Source organism: Bradyrhizobium sp. AUGA SZCCT0283 (genome assembly GCF_018130385.1).
Lineage (GTDB): Bacteria > Pseudomonadota > Alphaproteobacteria > Rhizobiales > Xanthobacteraceae > Bradyrhizobium.
On sequence record NZ_JAFCLU010000097.1, the window covers coordinates 1 to 2648 of the forward strand.

Below are 2648 nucleotides of genomic sequence, written 5' to 3' on the forward strand. Positions count from 1 at the left end.
TGTAGCGCGACAATCTGGATGGGAACACAGCGACAATCAGGATGGCCATTTCGGCGGTCGCGGCGAGAGGATGATTGTCGCGACACGGCGATAACGCAAGCTATATTTTTGGTGACGGGTGATTTGATTGTCGTGGAGCGACGATCAGGATGACGTCTTGATTGTCGCGCGCGTTGGCGGACGTCCGACTCCACGGGCTTTGTCGACAGCCTCTTTCCGGCGATAGCTGTCGACATTCATTTCGAGGATCGTGGCGTGGTGGACGAGGCGATCGATGGCCGCGAGGGTCATGGCTTGATCCGGGAAGATCTTGCCCCATTCAGCGAACGGCTGATTGGCGGTGATGAGCATCGATCGTCGCTCGTAGCGGGCGCTGATCAGTTCGAACAAAACGCTGGTCTCGGCTTGATCCTTCGTCACATAGGCGAGATCGTCCAAAATCAGCAGGTGATATTTGTCGAGTTTGACGATCGCCGCTTCGAGCACGAGATCGCGGCGTGCGATCTGGAGTTTTTGCACGAGATCGGTGGTTCTGGTGAACAACACGCGCCAGCCCTTTTCGATCAGGGCCATGCCGAGCGCCGCCGCCAGATGCGATTTGCCGCCGCCAGGCGGGCCAAAACACAAGAGATTGGCGCCCTTTTCAAGCCAGGCGTCGCCGGCGGCGAGCGCCTGCACCTGCGCCTTCGAGATCATCGGCACGGCATCGAAGTCGAAGGCGTCGAGGGTCTTTCCAGGCGGCAGTCTTGCTTCCTCCAGATGACGTTCGAAGCGCCGCCGGCTTCGCTCCACCATCTCCTGTTCGGCCAGCGCAGCCAGGAAGCGGGCTGCAGGCCAGCCTTCCTTGTCGGCGGTCTCCGCCAAGGCGGCCCAGATCAGCTTGATACCGGGCAAGCGCAACTCGCTGAGTAGCAGCTCGACACGGGCGGCCTCGATCTTGATGGTCGCGTTCATGCGGCTTCTCCCACGGTCGCGGCGATCTGGTCGTAGATGGCCAGAGAGGGCAGCGTGACGACGACGATCGGCAGTGCCATGCTCTTCGGGCGGAAGCGTTCGATCAGCGCCTTGAGGTCCGGCAGGATGCCATCGTCGAGAGCGGCTTGCAGCGCCACGGCGAGTTCGGCCTCGCAGGTGCGTTCGTGTGCGAGCGCCAGAAGGCCAACCATGGCGCGACAGGCGGATCTCTCGCCGAGTCCGGCGAGCAAGGCGTCGAACGCAAGGGCGTAGGCGCGGCGGGGGAAGAGCTGGGCGCGATAGACCAGATTGAGCAGCGCCATCGGCTTGCGGCGCAGGGAATGGATGACATGGCGATAGTCGATGACATGGCCATGTTTGCCGTTTGGCAGCGTTCGCCCTCGCCGCAAGGTGATGATGTGGGTGGCGCCCTGGAAGCATTCGAGCCGATCGTCATAGAGACGCACGCGCAACCGGTGACCGATCAGGCGGGAGGGAACCGAGTAAAACACCTTGCGCAAGGTGAAGGCGCTGGATGTCGTGACGTCGACGTTGACCTCCTCATAATCGGCGGTCTTGCGGACCGGCAATTTCCTCAGCGCCATCCGCTCTTGATCGATGCGTTTTGCGTTGCGAGCGTTGCCGCGGCCAACGATCTCGTCGACGAAGCCCCGCCATGCCGGAAGATCGTCGAAGTCGCGGGAGGCACGCAGCAGCAGGGCATCTGCCAGCGCTCTTTTGAGGTGGCCATGCGCGCTTTCGATCGAACCGTTCTCATGCGACACGCCGGGATTGTTGCGGGTCGGCGTCATGCCGTAATGGCAGCAGAAAGCCTCGTAGCGTATCGTCAAATCCTCTTTGGCGTCGGCGCCGAGATTGCGGAACGCGGCCGAGAGGCTGTCGCTTCGGTGCTGCTCAGGAGCCCCGCCCAGCGACCACAGGGCGTTCTGCAACCCTTCCGCCAGTGCGACAAAACTTTCGCCGCCGAGCACGACATGGGCGTGTTCGAAGCCGGAGAAAGGCAGACGGAAGTGATAGAGCCGGCAGTCAAGCAACTGGCCAGCAACGGTGACGCCGAGATCGGCGACCTCGGTGAAGTCCGACAACCCCATCCGGCCCGGCGGATGCTCCTGGCGGAAGATCACCTCCCGATCCGGGCCGTTCACGGCGCGCCATGCTCGAATGCGCCGCTCAAGCGTCCGCCGCGTCCCGGAGCCCAGTTCCGGATGCCGACGGCATAGCTCCTCGAACACGGAGATCGGCCGCAAGCCTGGCGCGGCCTTCAGCATAGGGAGGACGTCGGTCTCCCAGACGTCGGCGAATGGATCGGCTCGCCGGCGTTCGCGGGGCGCCTTCTTCTGGGTGGGAAGTCGGGGATCCTTTTCGAACCGGTAGGCGGCGGAGGTGCTGAAACCGGCCTTTGCACCGGCGACGGCTGGCGAATGGGTACGACGCAAGCTCATGAAAAGCCTCATTTGTTGATCGGTGACATGCCGGCCGGCCAAAGAATTGGTCCTCTCGAAGGAGAAGCCGATCCCTTACCAGCCGCCGTTACCGCCAAATGAGGCCCCTTCGGGCATCGACGCCGCTGCTGGGGTAACTCCGGTCGGGCTACGCCCTCCCTTCGTCACCCCAGCAGCGGCGCATTCTCATCCTGATTGTCGCGGGATTCCCATCCAGATTGTCGCGCTGCA

Annotated in this window: 2 protein-coding genes; both read right to left on the reverse strand. The window is 62.8% G+C overall.

Annotated elements, in window-relative coordinates; all coding sequences use genetic code 11:
- Positions 1-144: 144 nt before the first annotated feature.
- Complete coding sequence (gene istB / locus JQ624_RS38205; RefSeq protein ID WP_212424012.1) at positions 145-954, reverse strand: IS21-like element helper ATPase IstB; 810 nt, start codon at positions 952-954, stop codon at positions 145-147.
- Entirely contained in the window at positions 951-2429 is a 1479-nt protein-coding gene (gene istA / locus JQ624_RS38210) for an IS21 family transposase (RefSeq protein ID WP_212424013.1), read from the reverse strand. Before istA ends, istB begins: the two co-directional genes overlap by 4 nt.
- Positions 2430-2648: the final 219 nt, after the last annotated feature.